The organism is Escherichia sp. MOD1-EC7011 (assembly GCF_002965005.1).
Taxonomy (GTDB): Bacteria; Pseudomonadota; Gammaproteobacteria; order Enterobacterales; family Enterobacteriaceae; genus Escherichia; species Escherichia ruysiae.
Map to the genome: position 1 here is coordinate 56,109 of NZ_PTRD01000009.1, position 21,502 is coordinate 77,610.

Genomic DNA, 21,502 nt, shown 5'->3' on the forward strand with positions numbered 1-21,502 from the left:
CACCTGGCATTCTTCAGTTTTCCTTCATCATATTTCAGGCTAAGGTGATCGCCTTATCAGTGAATGGAGAGAAGAATGAAGCCGTCCGTTATCCTCTACAAAGCCTTACCTGATGATCTACTGCAACGCCTGCAAGAGCATTTCACCGTTCACCAGGTAGCAGACCTCAATCCACAAACCATCGAACAAAACGCGGCGATTTTTGCCGAAGCTGAAGGTTTACTGGGTTCAAACGAGAATGTTGATGCCGCATTACTGGAAAAAATGCCAAAACTGCGTGCCACTTCGACTGTCTCCGTCGGCTATGACAATTTCGACGTCGATGCGCTTAACGCTCGAAAAATCCTGCTGATGCATACGCCAACCGTGTTAACGGAAACCGTCGCCGATACGCTGATGGCGCTGGTGCTGTGTACAGCGCGTCGGATTGTGGAAGTGGCGGAACGCGTAAAAGCTGGCGAATGGACCGCCAATATCGGCCCGGACTGGTACGGCGTTGACGTTCACCATAAAACACTGGGCATTGTCGGGATGGGACGGATCGGCATGGCCCTGGCACAGCGCGCGCACTTTGGCTTCAATATGCCAATTCTCTATAACGCGCGCCGCCACCATAAAGAAGCAGAGGAACGCTTTAACGCCCGCTACTGCGATCTGGATACGCTGTTACAAGAATCAGATTTCGTTTGCCTGATCCTGCCGCTAACTGAAGAAACTCATCACCTGTTTGGCGCAGAACAATTCGCCAAAATGAAATCCTCCGCCATTTTCATTAATGCAGGGCGTGGGCCGGTAGTTGACGAAAATGCACTGATTGCGGCGTTGCAGAAAGGGGAAATTCACGCCGCTGGTCTGGATGTCTTCGAACAAGAGCCATTGCCAGTAGATTCGCCGTTGCTCTCAATGACAAATGTCGTTGCAGTACCACATATTGGTTCAGCCACCCATGAGACGCGTTATGGCATGGCTGCCTGTGCCGTGGATAATTTGATTAATGCGTTGCAGGGGAAGGTTGAGAAGAACTGTGTAAATCCGCACGTCGCGGACTAAGCCGCGACTGCGTGGAGAAAAGCCCGATAACCGTTCGGGCTTTTACTCTTTATTGGGTTGCAGTGACTGCCGTGGTCCAGGCCTGATTAAACGCCTGATGCTGTGCCGGTAATGGCGCAATCAGTTTGTTATATTCACTCGCCTGCTGTGAAGTCGGGAACTGGATGCCATTCGCGACAAAGCTCACCTGAGTACCTTGTTGAGCGATGTAGTCCCCCACCATCACCAGTTGCTGCGTGAACGTTTGAGCCGCCGGAATCAGCGGTTGCAACGCATCAGCTGGGGTCGTCACTACTTTAGTGAATGCCTGATCAAAGACCGGTTTCAGGTCATCGGTCTGTTTTAGCGCAGAGTGCGCAGCATCGGCCTGCAACTTCGCATTTTGCAATTGTTGCGCCAGTACGCCAAGAGATCCGTTCATTTCACGCAGTGGACCACTTTGCGTGACGTAATCCTGTGGTACGCGAATCGCGTTAACGCTGTCTACAACCGGACGCAGACCGGAATCCATCGCCTGATTAACCTGTTGGGAATAGCCATACAGGATCGCGTAATCAGAGACAAAAGGACCAAACTGTTTTTTCTGATCGGCAGTCAGGTTTGGTAGACGTTCACCGCTACGCATCACTGTATTCTGCAGGAAGTCGATAAACGCTTTACGCTGATCGCCTTCTTTATCAAAACACCCACTCAGGCTAACTACCATTAATAACGCCGCAAGAGGCGCAAACCAGCGAGAGCAGGACTTTCCTGTCGCCATTTTCTTACTCCTTTCACCCAAAAAAAGCGCACAACGACACACGCGTGTCTGACGCTGACAAGGATAGTCCAGGACAGGCTTACAGGATACCCTTTATGCATAATCTTCCTGGGAAAATGATGTAGAAAATGAAGAAGAGTTAATTTGTTGTTTTATTGTTAAAAACAGACATTGCTATTGCGTTTTTGTGGTCAGCTCATCCCTTCTCTTGGTAGGCCAAATTTTCGGAATCTTTACAATCCCAGGACGCTGAGAAATATTTCGGCATTAATCATATCGTTAGACGACTATAAGTCACGGCAACTTAGTAGCTGAATCGAATCATACTTAAATCACTCACGGGTTTCTCCCCGCTGTGTCTGCTTTTCCCGACTATTCTTAATGAGCTTCGATGAAATTCACGATCCCGCAGTGTGATTTGAGGAGTTTTCAATGGAATATAAAGATCCAATGCATGAGCTGTTGAGTAGCCTGGAACAAATTGTTTTTAAAGATGAAACGCAAAAGATTACCCTGACGCACAGAACAACGCCTTGTACCGAAATCGAGCAATTACGTAAAGGGACAGGGTTAAAAATTGATGATTTCGCCCGGGTTTTGGGCGTATCAGTAGCCATGGTGAAAGAATGGGAGTCCAGACGCGTAAAGCCTTCCAGTGCCGAACTAAAATTGATGCGCCTGATCCAGGCCAACCCAGCATTAAGTAAACAGTTGATGGAATAGACTTTTATCCACTGTATTGATGTTTACGGTCCTGATGACAGGACCGTTTTCCGACCAATTAATCATAAATATGGAAAATAATTGTTGCATCACCATTCAATGCGTGGCTTAATGCACATCAACGGTTTGACGTACAGACCATTAAAGCAGTGTAGTAAGGCAAGTCCCTTCAAGAGTTATCGTTGATACCCCTCGTAGTGCACATTCCTTTAACGCTTCAAAATCTGTAAAGCACGCCATATCGCCGAAAGGCACACTTAATTATTAAAGGTAATACACTATGTCCGGTAAAATGACTGGTATCGTAAAATGGTTCAACGCTGACAAAGGCTTCGGCTTCATCACTCCTGACGATAGCTCTAAAGACGTGTTCGTACACTTCTCTGCTATCCAGAACGATGGTTACAAATCTCTGGACGAAGGTCAGAAAGTGTCCTTCACCATCGAAAGCGGCGCTAAAGGCCCGGCAGCTGGTAACGTAACCAGCCTGTAATCTCTGCTTAAAAGCACAGAATCTAAGATCCCTGCCAATTGGCGGGGATTTTTTTATTTGAAAAAACGCTTTAAATGTAGAGAAGAGCAGTCGCAGGAGCAATCCAGATCTGGCACAGGAATATTCGGACAAAAGTCCGGCATGTGGCAATCACGACAGACTGCACCATCACAGCCGGTACAATCACAATCATTATTCTTCTTTTTACGTATACTCTTTCCCAGGCGTTGTTTCTGCCTGATTGTCTGTGCTGCAAGTCGGCAATCTGCAAAACGCTGACGTATCTCGCTCCACCCAGCAAGAACACCTTTCTGTTGAATAATATTTTTGACGGCACCAGAACATCCCTGCGTTTGGTACAACACACTGTAAGCACAGCGATATCCTTTACGAGGAGAAAGATGTCGTTGATAAAACATTATCAATAGTAAAATCAGCTTATTCATGAATGCTCCAAGCCATTCCTGTTCCCGATGTAAAAACTGATCTAATAGCCAAATCCATTCGCTTTTATTTTAAATAACATTCAATAAACAGATAAATTAGGGTGCATTGAGAATGCGCAACACCGTAAGAAAGGCGGGAATAACTTCCCGCCAGAGACTCTTACTTTTTCAAATTGCAGGCTAAAAATGCCGCCAGCTCATAACTCCCCTGTTTAATATGCAATTCACACAGTGAATCTCTTATCATCCAGGTGAATAATAAAAGCGTGAAACAAATCACTATTAAAGAAAGCAATCTATATTTCTGCGGCATTCCCAGCCTCCTGTGTTGATTTCCAACAAGTAAGAGGCTAACCTTATGGTGTCTATGCATAGAGGGGCCTCACTTTGATTTATAATCAGGTGGGGCTTTTCTCTGTCTGCCTTTCGGTGAATACCTGAGACAAACAGTCTCAAGCACCCGCAGCTATTCTAGCCTAATAAGCTCTTTTACTCTCCTTGATATAATCCTAAAAAAATATCATAAAATTAATATATGAGATGATTTTTATTCAGCAGAAGATTATTAAAGATCGCTGTATTATTTTAGCGATAAAAAAAGTCTGCCAGATGGCAGACTTTTTATTAAAAGCATTATTACTGTAACAGCGAAATATCCGCTACACGCAGGAATAATTCGCGCAGTTTTTCCAGCATGGTCAGACGGTTGATACGTAGTTCTTTGTCATCGACCATTACCATCACTTTATCGAAGAAGGCATCAACCGGTTCACGCAACTCAGCCAGTTCGACCAGCGCATCCTGATAACGACCTTCTGCGAAGTACGGCTCCAGCTTGTCGCGCAATACAACTACCTGCATCGCCAGTTTAATTTCTTCCGGCTCTTTCAGGGTGGAGGCATTCACGCGATCGCTCAGCACTTCGTCTGATTTCGCCAGAATGTTAGATACACGCTTGTTCGCCGCCGCCAGTGCTGCCGCTGCTTCCAGGGTACGGAAGTGCGATACCGCCTTCATGCGGGCATCAAAATCTGCCGGACGAGTCGGACGACGCGCCAGTACCGCCTGGATGGTGTCGACGGTGTAACCTTCGTCCTGATACCAGGCGCGGAAGCGACCGAGCATAAAGTCGATAACGTCATCCACCACATTGGCGTTAGTCAGCTTATCACCGTACAAGCGCACAGCTTCTTCGGTCAGCGTTTGCAGATCAAGATTGAGGTTCTTCTCAACGATAATACGCAGCACGCCCAGCGCCGCACGACGCAGCGCAAACGGGTCTTTATCACCTTTCGGATGCTGACCAATACCAAAGATGCCCGCCAGGGTATCCATCTTGTCAGCAATCGCCAGCGCACAGGCTACCGGGTTAGACGGCAGGGAATCACCGGCAAAGCGCGGTTGATACTGCTCGTTCAGCGCCACCGCGACATCTTCCGCTTCACCATCATGACGCGCGTAGTGCATACCCATAACGCCCTGGGTGTCGGTGAACTCAAAGACCATGTTGGTCATCAGGTCACACTTGGACAGCAGCCCCGCACGAGTTGCGTGGTTAACGTCAGCGCCAATCTGTTCAGCGATCCAGCCAGCCAGAGCCTGAATGCGGTCAGTTTTATCGCGCAGCGTCCCCAGCTGTTGCTGGAACAGCACGGTTTGCAGGCGCGGCAGGTTATCTTCAAGACGTTTTTTACGGTCGGTGTTGAAGAAGAACTCGGCATCAGCCAGACGTGGACGAACGACTTTCTCGTTACCAGAGATAATTTGCTGCGGATCTTTCGACTCAATGTTGGCAACGAAGATAAAGTTCGGCAGCAGTTTGCCGTCGTTCGCATACACCGGGAAGTATTTCTGGTCACCTTTCATGGTATAAACCAGTGCTTCAGACGGCACAGCGAGGAATTTCTCTTCGAATTTCGCGGTCAGAACAACCGGCCATTCAACCAGCGAAGCCACTTCTTCCAGAAGGCTTTCGCTTAAGTCAGCATTACCGCCAATCTTACGCGCCGCTTCTTCAGCATCGGCTTTAATCTTCGCCTTACGCTCTTCGTAATCGGCGATGACTTTACCGCGCTCACGCAGAATTTCCGGATACTGATCGGCATTGTCGATGGTAATTTCCGGCTCACCCATAAAGCGATGTCCACGAATTACGCGATCGGACTGAATACCCAGAATGGTTGCCGGAATGACTTTATCGCCCAGCAGCAAAGTTACGGTGTGCACCGGACGCACGAAGTGCACGTCAGACGCGCCCCAGCGCATCAGTTTCGGGATCGGTAGTTTCGCCAGCGAAGTGGCTACCATGTTCGGAACAAGTGCCTCGGTGCTTTCGCCCTTCACATGAGCGCGATACAGTAGCCATTCGCCTTTGTCAGTAGTCAGACGCTCGGCCTGGTCAACGGAGATCCCGCAACCACGCGCCCAGCCTTCTGCTGCTTTACTCGGTTTGCCTTCGGCGTCGAAAGCCTGGGCAATCGCCGGGCCGCGTTTTTCGATTTCACGGTCAGGCTGGGCTTCCGCCAGGTTAGCCACTTTCAGCGCCAGACGACGCGGAGCCGCAAACCATTGAACGGTGCCGTGTGCGAGGCCAGCGTTATCCAGCTCCGCAGTAAAGTTCGCAGCAAAGGACTCAGCCAGGCTGCGCAGTGCTTTTGGTGGCAGCTCTTCAGTGCCGATTTCCACCAGAAAAGTTTTCTCAGACATAGCCGCCTCTTACTTATCTTTGTTGCACATCGGGAAGCCGAGGGCTTCACGGGAAGCGTAGTATGCTTCTGCCACTGCTTTGGTCAGGGTGCGAATGCGCAAAATATAACGCTGACGCTCAGTGACGGAGATGGCTTTACGCGCATCCAGCAGGTTGAAGCTGTGGGCGGCTTTCAGAATACGCTCGTAGGCAGGCAGCGGCAGCGGATTTTCCAGCGCCAGCAGCTGCTGCGCTTCTTTCTCGTACTGCTCGAAGCAGGTGAACAGGAAGTCCACGTCCGCGTATTCGAAGTTATAAGTGGACTGCTCCACTTCGTTCTGATGGAACACGTCGCCATAAGTGGTTTTACCCAGCGGGCCGTCGCTCCAGACCAGGTCGTAAACGCTGTCTACGCCCTGAATGTACATCGCCAGACGTTCCAGACCATAGGTGATCTCGCCGGTAACCGGTTTACACTCCAGACCACCAACCTGCTGGAAGTAAGTGAACTGCGTCACTTCCATGCCGTTCAGCCACACTTCCCAGCCCAGCCCCCAGGCACCCAGCGTCGGGTTTTCCCAGTTATCTTCCACGAAACGAATATCGTGGATAGTCGGGTCCATGCCCAGCTCTTTCAGAGAACCGAGGTACAGCTCCTGGATATTGTCCGGCGATGGCTTAATCACCACCTGGAACTGATAGTAATGCTGTAAGCGGTTGGGGTTTTCGCCGTAGCGACCATCGGTCGGGCGACGAGAAGGCTGGACATAAGCAGCCGCCATCGGTTCTGGCCCCAGCGCGCGCAGACAGGTCATTGGGTGAGAGGTTCCCGCGCCGACTTCCATGTCCAATGGTTGAACAATGGTGCAGCCCTGGCGAGCCCAGTAATCCTGTAAGGTCAGGATCAAGCCCTGGAAGGTCCTGGTATCAAACTTTTGCATATTATTTCGTGCTGGATACGTGTGGATTTAAAGGAAGGGATCAGTATACCCGCTGGATGGAAGATATACAGTACGAAACGGGAAAAAGCAGGGCTTAACGCATGGAAAGATGCAAAAAATGGCCATCCGCGTCAAAAGAACAGACAAAGTGCTCTTTCCGAAAGGTATAGCCGCGCATTTCGTAACTCCCCTGGAACTGTTCAAATGCGGTGACGTCGATTTTTTGCTCGCCGGTGTTATAACGTTTTGCTGCCTGATCCTTGCATAAGGCTTCCATATTCAACGAACGCAGCGGATCAACTTTTACCCGTTGTGCTTTCTGTACGGGTGGCGTTGTTGAGCATCCTACTAACACCATAAGCGCCATTACCGGAAAGAAAGAGTTCATCATCATTAAATTACCGTCTGGTTTGCAGGTGAGTCTTATTATTTATATCGGTATAGTGGCTGATATCTTACGAATTTCCTCAAGCCTCTATAAGCTGTAGTGATAAAACTCAGATTATTCCAGTGCACCAACCGAATGATTTATCAGTCAGACTTTTTTTAACCAGATACAGAGACACAGATGCAGCCCAAAATTTACTGGATTGATAACCTGCGAGGGATAGCGTGTTTAATGGTGGTGATGATTCACACCACTACCTGGTATGTGACCAATGCCCATAGTGTTAGCCCCATCACCTGGGATATCGCGAATATTCTAAATTCTGCCTCTCGTGTCAGCGTACCGCTATTTTTCATGATTTCCGGCTATCTCTTTTTTGGCGAACGCAGCGCCCAGCCGCGCAATTTCTTGCGCATCGGCTTATGCCTGCTGTTTTATAGCGCAGTTGCGCTGCTCTACATTGCACTGTTTACTTCCATCAATGTGGAGATATCGCTGAAAAACCTGCTACAAAAGCCGGTGTTTTATCACTTATGGTTTTTCTTCGCGATTGCGGTGATTTATCTGGTTTCGCCGCTGATTCAGGTAAAGCACGTCGGCGGTAAAATGTTGTTGGTGCTAATGGTGGTGATTGGCATCATCGCCAACCCAAACACAGTGCCACAGAAGATCGACGGTTTTGAATGGCTACCAATTAACTTATATATCAATGGCGATACTTTTTACTACATCCTGTATGGCATGTTGGGCCGCGCCATTGGGATGATGGACACGCAACACAAGCCACTGTCGTGGATGAGCGCCGCACTGTTTATCGCCGGGGTATTTATTATCTCTCGCGGGACATTATATGAATTACAGTGGCGCGGAAACTTTGCTGATACCTGGTATCTTTACTGTGGTCCGATGGTTTTTATCTGCGCAATTGCGTTACTGACTCTGGTAAAAAATACACTGGATACGCGCACTATTAGCGGACTTGGGCTGATATCCCGTCATTCTCTGGGTATATACGGGTTCCACGCGTTGATTATCCATGCACTGCGCACCAGTGGTATTGAGCTTAAAAACTGGCCAATACTGGATATTATTTGGATCTTTTGCGCGACGCTGGCAGCAAGCTTGTTGCTTTCTGTACTGGTACAACGAATCGATAAAAACAGATTAGTAAGTTAAGTAAAAGCCCGGTCACACTGGACTGACCGGGCTTACGTAGATTATTCGCTATATTCTTCCTGCGCAGCCATCGTTTCTTTTGGTGCGTTGATCCCAGCATCACGGATATTTTTCTGCACCGCTACTGCACCAAACAAGCTTAAAAAGAAGGCCAGACCATAGAAGCCTTTTTCGCTGAGTAATAACGTCGCATTCCACAGACCTACCATCAGTAATGCAACAGAGATAATAAACACAGTCAGGCAGGTCATATAATAAATGGAGGTGGTCGGTATGCCTTCATACTTGTCCCGAACGGTCTTTTGATAAGACGCTGCAGAAAACAGTCCTAATACCAGTACGGCAAAATAATATCCTTTTTCATTTAACTGCATCTCTGCATTCCATAGCCCTAACAGATAGGTAACGATACCACCAACGAGAGCTATCCATGACACAATACTGAATGCCGGAGAATAGGTTGATATTTTGTTTTCCATCACTGACTTCCTTTCATTCCTGAAGCTTAAGAGCTTTATGCCGAGCGAAATACTCGCATTTGACCAAACAAGCAGACAAAAAAGGCGATGGGGTAGATCACCATTTCATAAGCATTGATAGGTGCGTTTAAAACACCGATAAACAAGAGACCGATGGTGATTAACGCTACCAACTGGCAGATGCGGATAAACAAATCATCCAGTTGCCCAAGTTTTTCTGCGCGCAGATATGCATAGTTACCAAAAGTCCCCGTCATTAACACGCCAAGAAAATAGCCTTTGCCACTTAACAATGGACATGAGATCCATAATCCAATCAGATAAACCAGCGCCCCGACCACAAATAATAGTTTTGCTACAGTCTTTGAGGTTTTCATAACGATCTCCATATCTACCTGCGATACATTACGAGTAACCAACGAAAGACAAAACTGAAAAATGCCATTAACAAATGATTTTCAGAATAAATTCATATAAAAAATTAATATATTCTAAATATATATAGATGGAGATTATCCCCCGCCACATAAGGCAGGGGGAAATATTATGCCATTAGCGGCAGAAGTTGCTGATAGAGGCGACGGAACGTTTCACGTCGTGGCTGATAAGCGGTATAACGCTGCGCATCCGGCAGATGCGACTGTTCTAAGGGCAGTTGTGGCAACAACTCAATGAGCGATTTCTCTGGATTCGCAGCAATCTGTGCCAGCCTTGCTGCGCCCAGTGCAGGGCCTACATCCCCCCCCGTGCGGTAATCCAGTTGCTGACCGCTAATATCCGCCAGCATCTGACGCCAGTACTCGCTACGCGCTCCGCCACCAATCAGTGTAATGCTTTGCGGTTGAATGCCACAGGCATGTACGACATCCATGCCATCCGCCAACGCATACCCCACGCCTTCCAGTACCGCGCGAGCCAGTTCTGCGGGGCCGTGTTGATGGGTCAGACCGAAGAAAACGCCCTTTGCCTGTGGATTATTGTGCGGCGTGCGCTCGCCGGAAAGATAAGGCAAAAACCAGACAGGATCGACATTCTCATCGGCCTGCTGAGCTGCGGCAATTAAAGCGGGGACATCGCTCAGACCGGTTAATTTCGTCGCCCAGTCCAGACACGACGCCGCACTCAGCATCACCGACATTAAATGCCAACGCTCAGGTAAAGCATGGCAAAAGCTGTGTACGGCACTTTCCGGCTTACTTAGGAAACCTTCGCTCACCGCAAAATAAACGCCTGAAGTCCCCAGCGATAACATTGCCTGGTTGGCATCAACCATACCCACACCAACCGCGCCAGCCGCATTATCGCCGCCGCCCGCAACAACCGGCACTGCATTCATTCCCCACGCTTTTGCAACCTCAGGTAGCAAAGTGCCGGTAATTTCGCTGCCTTCGTATAATGCTGGCATCTGATCTCGAGATAACTGGCAAGCCTCCAGCATAACATCGCTCCAGTCACGCTTTGCGACATCCAGCCACATGGTGCCGGCTGCATCAGACATATCACTGGCGAATTCTCCCGTCATCCGCAGACGCAAATAATCTTTCGGCAATAATACTTTGTCTACCTGAAGGAATATCTCTGGCTCGTTTCGCTGAATCCACAGTAATTTAGGCGCGGTAAATCCGGGCATCATCAGGTTGCCTGTAATATTCCGCGACTGCGGAACTCGCGCTTCCAGCAAAGCACACTCCTCCGCGCAGCGCCCGTCGTTCCACAAAATGGCGGGACGTAGCACCCGCTGCTGAGCATCAAGTAAAGTAGCACCATGCATTTGCCCGGCAATACCCAATGCTTTAACGTCTCGCAGAGAATGCTGTTCACCCAGGATTTTCATCGCGCGACCAGTCGCCAGCCACCACTGTTCCGGATCTTGCTCCGACCAGAGTGGATGCGGACGCGAAACGGTTAGTTTTTCCGTTTGCGAAGCGACCACTTCACCTTGCTCGTTGAGCAAAATAACTTTTACGCCCGATGTGCCAAGATCTATCCCGATATACATAGCGATTGTTCCTTAAAAAAATGCCCGGTATCGCTACCGATAACCGGGCTTGCGGACTGCACAATTAGCCGTTATTTGTCGAACAGATAATGATTTACCAGATTTTCCAGTTGCTCCTGGCGTCCACTCTGATGCACCGGCGCCAGATTGTTGTCCTGAGCATATTTTGCTAAATCAGCCAATGACATTTGACCTTTCAGGATTTGCTGACCCAGTTCACTATTCCAGCCGGAATAACGTTGTGCTACGCGTTTATCCAGTTCGCCGTCTTCAATCATGCGGGCTGCAATTTTCAGTGACAGCGCCATCGTATCCATCGCCCCAATATGACCGTAGAACAGATCGTATTTATCAGTGCTCTGACGACGTACTTTGGCATCAAAGTTCAGACCACCGGTCGTGAAACCACCTGCTTTGAGGATTTCATACATTACCAGCGCGTTCTCTTCCACGCTGTTCGGGAACTGGTCAGTATCCCAGCCCAGTTGCGCGTCGCCACGGTTAGCATCGACAGAACCGAACAGACCAAGCGCAATGGCTGTGGCAATTTCATGGTGGAAAGAGTGACCCGCAAGCGTCGCGTGGTTCGCTTCAATATTCAGTTTAATCTCTTTTTCCAGGCCAAACTGTTTCAGGAAGCCGTAAACCGTTGCGGCATCGTAATCATATTGATGTTTGGTCGGTTCTTGCGGTTTCGGTTCGATAAGCAGCGTGCCCTGGAAACCGATTTTATGTTTATGCTCAACCACCATCTGCATAAAGCGACCAAGCTGTTCACGCTCCTGACGAAGATCGGTATTCAACAGAGTTTCATAACCTTCACGACCGCCCCACAGCACATAGTTTTCACCACCCAGTTTATGCGTTGCTTCCATCGCGGTAACAACTTGTGTAGCTGCCCAGCTAAAGACTTCGGGATCTGGATTCGTCGCCGCGCCTGCGCCATAGCGAGGGTTAGTAAAGCAGTTGGCTGTTCCCCACAGCAGTTTCACGCCGCTCTCTTCTTGCTTGCCAGCCAGCACATCGACCATTTGCGCAAAGTTATTGATGTACTCTTTTAACGATGAGCCTTCCGGGGAAACATCCACGTCATGGAAGCAATAAAACGGCACATGTAGTTTGTGGAAAAACTCGAATGCGACATCGGCTTTACGCTTCGCCAGCGCGAGGGCTTCGCCAGGCTGCTGCCACGGACGATTAAACGCGCCCACGCCAAACATGTCCGCCCCGTTCCAGCAGAAGGTGTGCCAGTAGCAGGCGGCAAAACGCAAGTGGTCTTCCATACGCTTGCCCAACACCAGTTCGTCGGGGTTGTAATGACGGAATGCTAACGGGTTAGAGGATTTCGGACCTTCATAACGAACGCGATCGAGCTGGTCAAAATAGGCTTGCATAATGAACTCCATAATCAGGTAATGCCGCGTGTGATGGATGATGTCGTAATATTGGGCACTCCCTTTCAGTTGCTCAATTATGTTATTTCACACTGCTATTGAGATAATTCACAAGTGTGCGCTCGCTCGCAAAAATAATATGGAATGATGAAACCGGGTGATTTCTCGAATAGAAAAATGCAACAAGTACAATTAATCAACAAAAGTAAGATCTCTGTCATAAATCAAGAAATAAACCAAAAATCGTAATCGAAAGATAAAAATCTGTAATTGTTTTCCCCTGTTTAGTTGCTAAAAATTGGTTACGTTTATCGCGGTGATTGTTACTTTTTTAAGCTGTCCTCTAACAACAGAAGGCCTCTGAATCATGAAAATAAAGAACATTTTACTCACCCTTTGCACCTCACTTCTGCTTACTAACGTCGCGGCGCACGCCAAAGAAGTAAAAATAGGAATGGCGATTGATGATCTCCGTCTTGAACGCTGGCAAAAGGATCGGGATATCTTTGTTAAAAAAGCAGAATCTCTCGGTGCAAAAGTATTTGTACAATCTGCGAATGGCAATGAAGAAACCCAAATGTCGCAGATTGAAAACATGATTAACCGGGGCGTCGACGTTCTTGTCATTATTCCGTATAACGGTCAGGTATTAAGTAACGTTGTAAAAGAAGCCAAACAAGAAGGTATAAAAGTATTAGCTTACGACCGCATGATTAATGATGCAGATATCGATTTTTATATTTCTTTCGATAATGAAAAAGTCGGCGAACTGCAAGCAAAAGCCCTGGTTGATATCGTCCCACAAGGCAATTATTTCCTGATGGGTGGCTCCCCGGTCGATAACAACGCCAAGCTATTCCGCGCCGGGCAAATGAAAGTATTAAAACCTTATGTTGACTCAGGAAAAATTAAAGTCGTTGGCGACCAATGGGTTGATGGCTGGTTACCAGAAAATGCGCTGAAAATTATGGAAAATGCGCTAACTGCCAACAATAACAAAATTGATGCGGTTGTTGCCTCAAACGATGCTACCGCTGGCGGGGCGATTCAGGCATTAAGTGCTCAAGGTTTATCAGGCAAAGTGGCAATTTCCGGCCAGGATGCGGATCTCGCGGGCATAAAACGTATTGCTGCCGGTACGCAAACTATGACGGTGTATAAACCCATTACGTTGTTGGCAAATACTGCCGCAGAAATTGCCGTTGAGTTGGGCAATGGTCAGGAACCAAAAGCAGATACCACACTGAATAATGGTCTGAAAGATGTTCCATCCCGCCTGCTGACACCAATCGATGTTAATAAAAACAACATCAAAGATACGGTAATTAAAGACGGATTCCACAAAGAGAGCGAGCTTTAAGCATCACGCCCCGGCGCTGACCGGGGCGTGATTTCTCTCCATGCCGCGTGAACTGATTGGCTTAGGTGGAGTCGTTATGTCTTATCTACTTGAAATGAAGAACATTACCAAAACCTTCGGCACCGTGAAGGCGATAGATAACGTCAGCTTGCGGCTAAACGCTGGCGAAATCGTCTCACTCTGTGGGGAAAATGGGTCTGGTAAATCAACGCTGATGAAAGTGCTGTGTGGAATTTATCCTCATGGCTCCTACGAAGGCGAAATTATTTTTGCTGGCGAAGAGATTCAGGCAAGTCACATCCGCGATACCGAACGCAAAGGCATCGCCATCATTCACCAGGAATTAGCCCTGGTGAAAGAATTGACCGTGTTGGAAAATATCTTCTTGGGTAACGAAATAACCCACAATGGGATTATGGATTATGACCAGATGACGCTACGCTGCCAGAAGCTATTAGCGCAGGTCAGTTTATCCATTTCACCCGATACCCGCGTTGGCGATTTAGGGCTTGGGCAACAACAACTGGTTGAAATTGCCAAGGCGCTAAATAAGCAGGTGCGTTTATTAATTCTCGATGAACCGACAGCCTCATTAACCGAGCTGGAAACCACGGTTTTACTGGATATTATTCGCGATCTGCAACAACACGGTATCGCCTGTATCTATATTTCGCACAAACTCAACGAAGTTAAAGCAATTTCCGATACGATTTGCGTTATTCGCGACGGTCAGCATATAGGAACACGTGATGCAGCCGGAATGAGCGAAGACGATATTATCACTATGATGGTAGGGCGAGAATTAACGGCACTTTACCCTAACGAACCGCATATCACGGGTGATGAAATATTACGTATTGAGCACTTGACGGCGTGGCATCCGGTTAATCGCCATATTAAACGGGTTAACGATGTCTCTTTTTCTCTGAAACGCGGTGAAATACTGGGTATTGCCGGACTGGTCGGCGCCGGGCGTACCGAAACCATTCAATGCCTGTTTGGCGTTTGGCCCGGACAGTGGGAAGGGAAAATCTATATTGACGGCAAACAGGTGGATATTCGCAACTGCCAGCAAGCGATCGCCCAGGGTATTGCGATGGTGCCAGAAGACAGAAAGCGCGATGGCATCGTTCCGGTAATGGCAGTTGGTAAAAATATTACCCTCGCCGCACTCAATAAATTTACCGGAGGGATCAGCCAGCTTGATGATGCCGCAGAGCAAAAATGTATTCTGGAATCCATCCAGCAACTCAAAGTTAAAACGTCGTCCCCCGACCTTGCTATTGGACGTTTGAGCGGCGGCAATCAGCAAAAAGCGATCCTCGCTCGCTGTCTATTACTTAACCCGCGCATTCTTATTCTTGATGAACCCACCAGGGGTATCGATATTGGCGCGAAATACGAGATCTACAAATTAATTAACCAACTCGTCCAGCAAGGTATTGCCGTTATTGTCATCTCTTCTGAATTACCTGAAGTACTCGGCCTTAGCGATCGTGTGCTGGTGATGCATGAAGGAAAACTAAAAGCCAACCTGATAAATCATAACCTGACTCAGGAGCAGGTGATGGAAGCCGCATTGAGGAGCGAACATCATGTCGAAAAGCAATCCGTCTGAAGTGAAATTAGCCGTACCGACATCCGGTGGCTTTTCTTGGCTTAAGTCACTGAATTTACAGGTCTTCGTGATGATTGCAGCGATCATCGCAATCATGCTGTTCTTTACCTGGACCACCGATGGCGCCTACTTAAGCGCCCGTAACGTTTCCAACCTGCTGCGCCAGACCGCAATTACCGGCATTCTCGCGGTAGGTATGGTGTTCGTCATAATTTCTGCTGAAATCGACCTCTCGGTCGGCTCCATGATGGGGCTATTAGGCGGGGTCGCCGCTATCTGCGACGTTTGGTTGGGCTGGCCGCTGCCGCTCACTATCATTGTGACATTGGTTCTGGGGCTGCTTCTCGGAGCGTGGAATGGGTGGTGGGTCGCGTACCGCAAAGTCCCGTCATTTATTGTCACCCTGGCAGGCATGTTGGCATTTCGCGGCATCCTTATTGGTATCACCAACGGCACGACCGTTTCCCCCACCAGCGCCGCGATGTCACAAATTGGGCAAAGCTATCTACCAGCAAGTACCGGTTTCATCATCGGCGCGCTTGGTTTAATGGCTTTTGTCGGCTGGCAATGGCGCGGAAGAATGCGCCGTCAGGCTTTGGGTTTGCAGTCTCCGGCATCTACAGCGGTGGTCGGTCGCCAGGCATTAACGGCTATTATTGTTTTAGGCGCAATCTGGCTGCTAAATGATTACCGTGGCGTTCCTACTCCTGTTCTACTGCTGACGTTGCTGTTACTCGGTGGAATGTTTATGGCAACACGGACAGCTTTTGGGCGACGCATTTACGCTATTGGCGGTAATCTGGAAGCGGCACGGCTATCCGGGATTAACGTTGAACGAACAAAACTTGCTGTGTTTGCTATCAACGGTTTGATGGTAGCCATCGCCGGGTTAATTCTTAGTTCTCGACTTGGCGCTGGTTCACCTTCTGCGGGGAATATCGCCGAGCTGGACGCGATTGCAGCATGCGTGATTGGTGGTACTAGTCTGGCAGGCGGTGTGGGAAGTGTTGCCGGAGCAGTAATGGGGGCATTCATCATGGCTTCACTAGATAACGGTATGAGTATGATGGATGTACCGACCTTCTGGCAGTATATCGTCAAAGGTGCGATTCTGTTGCTGGCAGTATGGATGGACTCCGCAACCAAACGCCGTTCCTGACTTTGATAAAAATTTTCTCAAAGCCGGTAACGTATTACCGGTTTTGAGTTTTTACATGATTCAGCAGGAAAAGAACCATGTTTACTAAACGTCATCGCATCACGTTGCTGTTCAATGCTAATAAAGCCTATGACCGTCAAGTAGTAGAAGGTGTAGGGGAATATTTACAGGCGTCGCAATCGGAATGGGATATTTTCATTGAAGAAGATTTCCGCGCCCGCATTGATAAAATCAAGGACTGGTTAGGAGATGGCGTCATCGCCGACTTCGACGATAAACAAATCGAGCAAGCATTGGCTGATGTCAACGTCCCTATTGTTGGCGTTGGTGGCTCGTATCACCTGGCAGAAAGCTATCCGCCCGTACATTACATTGCCACCGATAACTACGCGCTGGTTGAAAGCGCATTTTTGCATTTAAAAGAGAAAGGCGTTAACCGCTTTGCTTTTTATGGTCTGCCAGAGCCGAGCGGCAAACGCTGGGCCGCCGAACGCGAGTATGCCTTTCGCCAGCTTGTGGCTGAAGAGAAGTACCGAGGTGTGGTTTATCAGGGGCTGGAAACCGCACCAGAGAACTGGCAACACGCGCAAAATCGGCTGGCAGACTGGCTGCAAACGCTGCCACCGCAAACAGGAATTATTGCCGTCACTGACGCCCGGGCGCGGCATATTCTGCAAGTATGCGAGCATCTGCACATCCCCGTACCGGAAAAATTATGCGTGATTGGCATAGATAACGAAGAATTGACCCGCTATCTTTCGCGTGTCGCCCTCTCTTCTGTCGCCCAGGGCGCCCGACAAATGGGCTATCAGGCGGCAAAACTTTTGCATCGCTTATTAGATAAAGAAGAGATGCCGTTGCAGCGGATTTTGGTTCCGCCAGTCCGTGTCATCGAACGGCGTTCAACGGATTACCGTTCGCTGACCGATCCCGCCGTTATTCAGGCCATGCATTACATCCGCAATCATGCCTGCAAAGGAATTAAAGTGGATCAGGTTCTGGATGCGGTGGGCATATCGCGATCTAATCTTGAGAAACGGTTTAAAGAAGAAGTGGGTGAAACTATTCACGCCATGATTCATGCCGAAAAGCTGGAGAAAGCGCGCAGCCTGCTGATTTCTACTACCTTGTCGATCAATGAGATATCGCAAATGTGCGGTTATCCATCGCTGCAATACTTCTACTCTGTTTTTAAAAAAGCGTATGACACGACGCCAAAAGAGTATCGCGATGTAAATAGCGAGGTAATGCTGTAGCGGAAGGGGAAAATCCGCCTGGCAACATTTCGTGGTTGTCGGATGCGGCGTGAACGCCTTATCCGACCTACCCGCCAGGCATGATAAGACGCGCCAGCGTCGCATCAGGCAATTCAGCACAACCACCTGATGCGAGCAAAAGCCCTATCCGACCAACAAGCCGGATAAGGCTCAAGGGAATGCAATTACATATGCGCGGCAATTAACCGCTGGTTATCCTGGTACATCGCGAACAGGTAGTTGTTATAGCTCTGCCCTTTCGTGGAATAACCTTTCAGCTTATGAATCATCGCTGTGGCGGTAACTTCCTGATCCGCTTTACGCAATTGTGCACGTGATTTGCGGAAAGAAGCGTAAGCCGGATGCGTATTCAGGTTAGTGACATAGGCGCTCACCGATTCTTTTACAGAACTGAACTGAGAGTACCCCTTCACTTTACCCGGCGCATTGGTACAACGCCCTTTCATGCACTTCATGCCGAACAGGTTGTTGTTGCTACGCGCCAGCTTCGACGTTCCCCAACCGCTTTCTGCGGCAGCCATCGTCGCTACCATACTGGTCGGGATAATGTCTACACGTTCGAGTAGCGTATTCCACGGGATTTTTCGCGTATTACCGGACCACTTCACCTTATAGCGTTTGGCAATGTCTTGTAGACGTGCACGCTCTGAAGGCGACCATTGCCCCTGGTACTGTTTTGAAATCAGCCAGTTACGTTCCGCCGTAATGGCAGCATTTTGGCTGGTAATATAGGGCATTACAGTCCGGAGAAACGCTTTTTTTCTTGGTGTTCCGGAAGGGTATTTTCGCAAATCAGGAAGTGAACTGCTCTTTGCACTATTGCGAGAATACTCTTGTTTACTGCTTACCTGTTTATTACTAGCTTTAGTTAAGTGGGACTTTTGACTCGTTGTTGTCGTGTGCGTCTTCGCTAACACCTCACTCGAAAACACCAGAGTGAGTAACATAAGAATCATCGCCCCATATCGTCGTATGGGAGTCAAAATCATCAGGTCTCCTGATCGGATTTAATCATTCAAACACCTTATACTCGTCATACTTCAAGTTGCCTGTACTGCGTAAACGCTGTTCAAAACGCCATTGGCGTTTTGTCCTGCAACTCGAATGATTTAGAGTAATATTTTTCCCAAATTTGAGAGTTGAATCTCAAATCATATCAAAAATAGCGGTCAAGCGCACCCCAAGGAATAGTCCAAATCTGAAACTATGTCACGTAGTAATGGTTCAGATTGGTGCAAGATCGCAGAAAATGTGGATTTTATCGCAAAATTCAGCCGTTTTTTGCGCGCGATCGCTCACCCCTGCTTCTCATCCTGTGGACTTACTATTCAGGGATGAGCTTTGTCTGGCTATTCGCTGGCAAACTGTCTTAAATCGCAGCAATAAGGACTCACCCGCCATGAAACTTGCCGCCTGTTTTCTGACACTCCTTCCCGGCTTTGCCGTTGCCGCCAACTGGACTTCGCAGGGGTTCCCCATCTTTACCGAACAGGGGACAGGAACATTTGTCAGCCACGCTAAGCTGGCTAAAAGTACGCGTCCACTAACGCTAAATTTTGACCAACAGTGCTGGCAACCAGTGAATGCGATAAAACTCAATCAGATGCTTTCCCTGCAACCTTGCGATAACACACCGCCACAATGGCGATTGTTCAGAGCTGGCGAATATAAGCTGCAAATCGACACCCGCTCCGGCACGCCAACGTTGATGATTTCGATCCCAAACACCGCCGAACCAGTAGCAACCCCAATCCGTGAATGCCCGAAATGGGATGGACGACCACTTACGCTTGATGTCAGTGCCACTTTCCCGGAAGGTGCGGCAATCCGTGATTATTACAGCCAACAAATCGCGACGGTGAAAAACGGTCAAATAACGTTACAACCTGCCGCCACCAGTAACGGCTTGCTACTGCTGGAACGGGCAGAAACTGGCACCTCTGCCCCTTTCGACTGGCATAACGCCACCGTTTACTTTGTGCTGACAGACCGTTTCGAAAACGGCGATCTCAGCAATGACCAGAGCTACGGTCGTCATAAAGACGGTATGGCGGAAATTGGCACTTTTCACGGCGGCGATTTACGCGGCCTGACCAACAAACTGGATTATCTCCAGCAGCTCGGCGTCAATGCCCTATGGATCAGCGCCCCATTTGAGCAAATTCACGGCTGGGTAGGCGGTGGTACAAAAGGCGATTTCCCGCATTATGCCTACCACGGTTATTACACACAGGACTGGACGAATCTTGATGCAAATATGGGCAACGAAGCCGATCTACGGACGCTGGTTGATAGCGCGCACCAGCGCGGTATTCGTATTCTCTTTGATGTGGTGATGAACCATACCGGTTATGCCACGCTGGCGGATATGCAGGAGTATCAGTTTGGCGCGTTATATATTTCTGGTGATGAGCTGAAAAAAACGCTGGGTGACCGCTGGAGCGACTGGAAACCCGCCGCCGGGCAAACCTGGCATAGTTTTAACGATTACATTAATTTCAGCGACAAAACAGGGTGGGATAAATGGTGGGGGAAAAACTGGGTCAGAACGGATATTGGAGATTACGACAATCCTGGATTCGACGATCTCACCATGTCGCTGGCCTTTTTACCGGATATAAAGACCGAATCTACCACCGCTTCAGGTCTGCCGGTGTTCTATAAAAACAAACCGGATACCCACGCTAAAGCCATCGATGGCTATACGCCGCGCGATTATTTAACTCACTGGTTAAGCCAGTGGGTTCGCGACTACGGGATTGATGGTTTTCGGGTCGACACCGCCAAACATGTTGAGTTGCCCGCCTGGCAGCAACTGAAAACTCAGGCCAGCGCCGCACTTAGCGAATGGAAAGAAGCGAATCCCGATAAAGCATTAGATGACAAACCTTTCTGGATGACCGGTGAAGCCTGGGGCCACGGCGTGATGCAAAGTGACTACTATCGCCACGGCTTCGATGCGATGATCAATTTCGATTATCAGGAGCAGGCGGCGAAAGCCGTCGATTGTCTGGCGCAGATGGATACGACCTGGCAGCAAATGGCAGATAAATTGCAGGATTTCAACGTGTTGAGCTATCTCTCCTCGCATGATACCCGCCTGTTCCGCGAAGGAGGCGACAAAGCAGCAGAGTTATTGCTATTAGCGCCAGGTGCGGTGCAAATCTTTTATGGCGATGAATCCTCGCGTCCGTTCGGAGCCACCGGCTCAGATCCGCTGCAAGGCACACGCTCGGATATGAACTGGCAGGATGTTAGCGGTAAATCTGCCGCCAGCGTTGCGCACTGGCAACGCCTCGGTCAGTTCCGCGCCCGCCATCCAGCGATTGGCGCGGGTAAGCAGACCACATTGCCACTGAAACAAGGTTATGGATTTGTCCGTGAACATGGCAATGATAAAGTGATGGTTGTCTGGGCGGGGCAACAGTAACTTTTCCGGCTTCCCACTTGCAGTATGTCGGGAAGCCGTATTCCAGTATAAAAGACCAGACATATCATAAACCTTAGCATGATACGCCAATCCTCTTGCAGCAACCCGATTTGCACCCCAGCA

At 48.8% G+C, this 21,502-nt stretch carries 20 protein-coding genes; 9 read left to right on the forward strand and 11 right to left on the reverse strand.

The features are described 5' to 3' along the window. Positions 1–75 precede the first annotated feature (75 nt). Positions 76–1,050: a glyoxylate/hydroxypyruvate reductase GhrB gene (ghrB, locus tag A7098_RS03410; RefSeq protein ID WP_000805001.1), complete on the forward strand. Its 975-nt coding sequence runs from the start codon at positions 76–78 to the stop codon at positions 1,048–1,050. A 49-nt stretch (positions 1,051–1,099) separates the two neighbouring features. On the opposite strand, the gene A7098_RS03415 is transcribed toward ghrB, so the two are convergent. Continuing rightward, a complete protein-coding gene (locus tag A7098_RS03415) occupies positions 1,100–1,810 on the reverse strand; it encodes a DUF3053 domain-containing protein (RefSeq protein ID WP_105280335.1) in 711 nt (236 codons plus the stop codon). Between the two features lie 432 nt (positions 1,811–2,242). On the opposite strand from A7098_RS03415, the gene A7098_RS03420 reads away from it, so the two are divergent. Both A7098_RS03420 and cspA read left to right on the forward strand, forming a co-directional pair. Then, on the forward strand, positions 2,243–2,533 hold the full coding sequence (locus A7098_RS03420) for an HTH-type transcriptional regulator (RefSeq protein ID WP_010344962.1): 291 nt from the start codon (positions 2,243–2,245) through the stop codon (positions 2,531–2,533). A gap of 280 nt (positions 2,534–2,813) precedes the next feature. Then, positions 2,814–3,026, forward strand: a complete 213-nt coding sequence (gene cspA / locus A7098_RS03425; protein ID WP_071683071.1) for an RNA chaperone/antiterminator CspA — start codon at positions 2,814–2,816, stop codon at positions 3,024–3,026. 53 nt (positions 3,027–3,079) lie between these two features. On the opposite strand, the gene yidD is transcribed toward cspA, so the two are convergent. The 5 genes from yidD to A7098_RS03450 form a co-directional block, all read right to left on the reverse strand. After that, the gene (yidD, locus tag A7098_RS03430) at positions 3,080–3,472 is read right to left on the reverse strand and encodes a membrane protein insertion efficiency factor YidD (RefSeq protein WP_105280336.1); all 393 of its coding nucleotides are present in this window, start codon (positions 3,470–3,472) and stop codon (positions 3,080–3,082) included. A gap of 160 nt (positions 3,473–3,632) precedes the next feature. Further along, a complete protein-coding gene (gene hokA, locus A7098_RS03435; RefSeq protein ID WP_001135745.1) occupies positions 3,633–3,785 on the reverse strand; it encodes a type I toxin-antitoxin system toxin HokA in 153 nt (50 codons plus the stop codon). 323 nt (positions 3,786–4,108) lie between these two features. Beyond that, positions 4,109–6,178: a glycine--tRNA ligase subunit beta gene (gene glyS / locus A7098_RS03440; protein WP_021550005.1), complete on the reverse strand. Its 2,070-nt coding sequence runs from the start codon at positions 6,176–6,178 to the stop codon at positions 4,109–4,111. Positions 6,179–6,187: 9 nt separating this feature from the next. Beyond that, on the reverse strand, positions 6,188–7,099 hold the full coding sequence (gene glyQ / locus A7098_RS03445; protein WP_001168544.1) for a glycine--tRNA ligase subunit alpha: 912 nt from the start codon (positions 7,097–7,099) through the stop codon (positions 6,188–6,190). Positions 7,100–7,193: 94 nt separating this feature from the next. Then, entirely contained in the window at positions 7,194–7,493 is a 300-nt protein-coding gene (locus tag A7098_RS03450) for a YsaB family lipoprotein (protein WP_000980163.1), read from the reverse strand. Positions 7,494–7,667: 174 nt separating this feature from the next. On the opposite strand from A7098_RS03450, the gene wecH reads away from it, so the two are divergent. After that, positions 7,668–8,663, forward strand: a complete 996-nt coding sequence (gene wecH / locus A7098_RS03455; RefSeq protein WP_105280337.1) for an O-acetyltransferase WecH — start codon at positions 7,668–7,670, stop codon at positions 8,661–8,663. Positions 8,664–8,704: 41 nt separating this feature from the next. On the opposite strand, the gene yiaA is transcribed toward wecH, so the two are convergent. The 4 genes from yiaA to xylA all read right to left on the reverse strand — a co-directional run bounded on the left by yiaA (position 8,705) and on the right by xylA (position 12,535). Continuing rightward, positions 8,705–9,142, reverse strand: coding sequence for an inner membrane protein YiaA (yiaA, locus tag A7098_RS03460; protein ID WP_010344954.1), 438 nt, complete (start codon positions 9,140–9,142; stop codon positions 8,705–8,707). A gap of 35 nt (positions 9,143–9,177) precedes the next feature. Continuing rightward, positions 9,178–9,519 (reverse strand): inner membrane protein YiaB, encoded by a 342-nt coding sequence (gene yiaB, locus A7098_RS03465; protein WP_010344952.1) that lies wholly within the window; start codon positions 9,517–9,519, stop codon positions 9,178–9,180. Positions 9,520–9,686: 167 nt separating this feature from the next. Further along, complete coding sequence (gene xylB, locus A7098_RS03470; protein ID WP_105280338.1) at positions 9,687–11,141, reverse strand: xylulokinase; 1,455 nt, start codon at positions 11,139–11,141, stop codon at positions 9,687–9,689. Positions 11,142–11,212: 71 nt separating this feature from the next. After that, entirely contained in the window at positions 11,213–12,535 is a 1,323-nt protein-coding gene (xylA, locus tag A7098_RS03475) for a xylose isomerase (protein ID WP_001149550.1), read from the reverse strand. Positions 12,536–12,902: 367 nt separating this feature from the next. On the opposite strand from xylA, the gene xylF reads away from it, so the two are divergent. From xylF to xylR, 4 genes are all read left to right on the forward strand, one after another. Next, a complete protein-coding gene (gene xylF, locus A7098_RS03480; RefSeq protein WP_000694881.1) occupies positions 12,903–13,895 on the forward strand; it encodes a D-xylose ABC transporter substrate-binding protein in 993 nt (330 codons plus the stop codon). Positions 13,896–13,971: 76 nt separating this feature from the next. Further along, the gene (gene xylG, locus A7098_RS03485) at positions 13,972–15,513 is read left to right on the forward strand and encodes a D-xylose ABC transporter ATP-binding protein (RefSeq protein ID WP_105280362.1); all 1,542 of its coding nucleotides are present in this window, start codon (positions 13,972–13,974) and stop codon (positions 15,511–15,513) included. Then, positions 15,491–16,672, forward strand: coding sequence for a xylose ABC transporter permease XylH (gene xylH / locus A7098_RS03490; protein ID WP_000047001.1), 1,182 nt, complete (start codon positions 15,491–15,493; stop codon positions 16,670–16,672). Before xylG ends, xylH begins: the two co-directional genes overlap by 23 nt. A gap of 77 nt (positions 16,673–16,749) precedes the next feature. Then, entirely contained in the window at positions 16,750–17,928 is a 1,179-nt protein-coding gene (gene xylR, locus A7098_RS03495; RefSeq protein ID WP_000494491.1) for a D-xylose utilization transcriptional activator XylR, read from the forward strand. Positions 17,929–18,113: 185 nt separating this feature from the next. Here the strand turns inward: xylR and A7098_RS03500 are convergent, their stop codons facing one another. Next, on the reverse strand, positions 18,114–18,938 hold the full coding sequence (locus A7098_RS03500; RefSeq protein ID WP_016160045.1) for a protein bax: 825 nt from the start codon (positions 18,936–18,938) through the stop codon (positions 18,114–18,116). 410 nt (positions 18,939–19,348) lie between these two features. On the opposite strand from A7098_RS03500, the gene malS reads away from it, so the two are divergent. Then, on the forward strand, positions 19,349–21,379 hold the full coding sequence (gene malS / locus A7098_RS03505) for an alpha-amylase (protein ID WP_105280339.1): 2,031 nt from the start codon (positions 19,349–19,351) through the stop codon (positions 21,377–21,379). The last annotated feature ends 123 nt before the right edge of the window (positions 21,380–21,502 follow it).